Source organism: Acidovorax sp. KPB24-07 (assembly GCF_057543315.1).
The window spans coordinates 1-1,099 of sequence record NZ_BAAJYS010000724.1 but is presented as its reverse complement, the minus strand read 5'-3'; the positions used below and the strand labels follow the sequence as shown (position 1 = coordinate 1,099).

2 protein-coding genes are annotated in these 1,099 nt (G+C 70.4%); both read left to right on the top strand.

Features of this window, described 5'->3' with window-relative positions; genetic code table 11:
• Positions 1–167: 167 nt before the first annotated feature.
• Entirely contained in the window at positions 168–527 is a 360-nt protein-coding gene (locus tag AC27IQ_RS25305; protein WP_487091269.1) for a CidA/LrgA family protein, read from the top strand.
• A 10-nt stretch (positions 528–537) separates the two neighbouring features.
• Positions 538–1,099, top strand: a 562-nt coding sequence (locus tag AC27IQ_RS25300) for an LrgB family protein (RefSeq protein WP_487091268.1), incomplete at its 3' end; no start/stop codon positions are given.

The following is a 1,099-nucleotide window of genomic DNA, read 5'->3' as shown; positions in this document are numbered from 1 at the left end:
GGCCGACGCCAGCGCCCTGGTGCGGGAGCACGTGGCCTGGGGCTTGGAGCAAAAAGGCTCTAGCACAATAAGTATAGGGCATAGTGCTATCAAATAAATAGCATTCGCCTGTGGCAAAACGCCCGGGTGCAGGCGGGCTGCGGCTGGCCGACAATACCGGCCTGCCCATGATCCAAGCCCTGTGCCTTCTCATCGCCTTCCAGTTGCTCGGAGAGGCCACGGTGCGCCTGACGGGCTGGCCGTTGCCGGGCGCCCTGGTCGGCATGCTCTGGCTGCTGGCCTGGCTCGCCTGGCGGCGGCGCGTTCCCGAGTCGCTGGCCACCATCGCGGCCACCCTGCTGCAGCACATGATGCTGCTGTTCATCCCCACCGTCACCGGCGTGATGGTGCACTTCGGCCGGGTGGCGGACGAGTGGAAGCCCTTCCTCATCGCCTGCATCGTCGGTGCGGCGGTGACGATGGCCGTGACGGCCGTCACCCTGCATTGGCTGCTGTCGCGCGGTCGGCGCGCGGGTCCGCCGGCATGAAGGCGCCCGCATGACGGATCCCACCACCGGCCTGGCCGCGCTGGGGGCGCTGGAGCGCTCTCCGCTGACCTGGCTCACGCTCACGCTGCTGGCCTACCTCGCAGCGCTGTGGCTGTACCGGCGCAGCGGCCACAACCCGTTCCTGCTGCCCGTGCTCACGGCCGTGGTGGGCATCGTGTGCGTGCTGCTGGCGCTCGGCGTGCCGTACCCGGTGTACTTCGAGGGCGTGCAGCTGATCCATTTCTTCATCGGCCCGGCCACGGTGGCGCTGGCAGTGCCGCTGTACGGGCAACTGGGCCGGATCCGGCAGATCTGGCGGCCGGTGGCGATCGCGCTGCTCGCCGGATCGGTGGCGGCCATCGGGTCGGCCGTGCTCGTGGCGTGGGCGCTGGGCGGGTCGATGCAGACGCTGATGTCGCTTGCGCCCAAGTCGGCCACCATTCCCATCGCGACCGCCGTGGCCGAGCGGCTGGGCGGCATCGCATCGCTGGCGGCGGTGGCCGTGGCGGTCACCGGGATTGCCGGCGCGGTGATGGCCGGCCCGCTGCTGCGCGCGCTGCGGCTCGATGGCG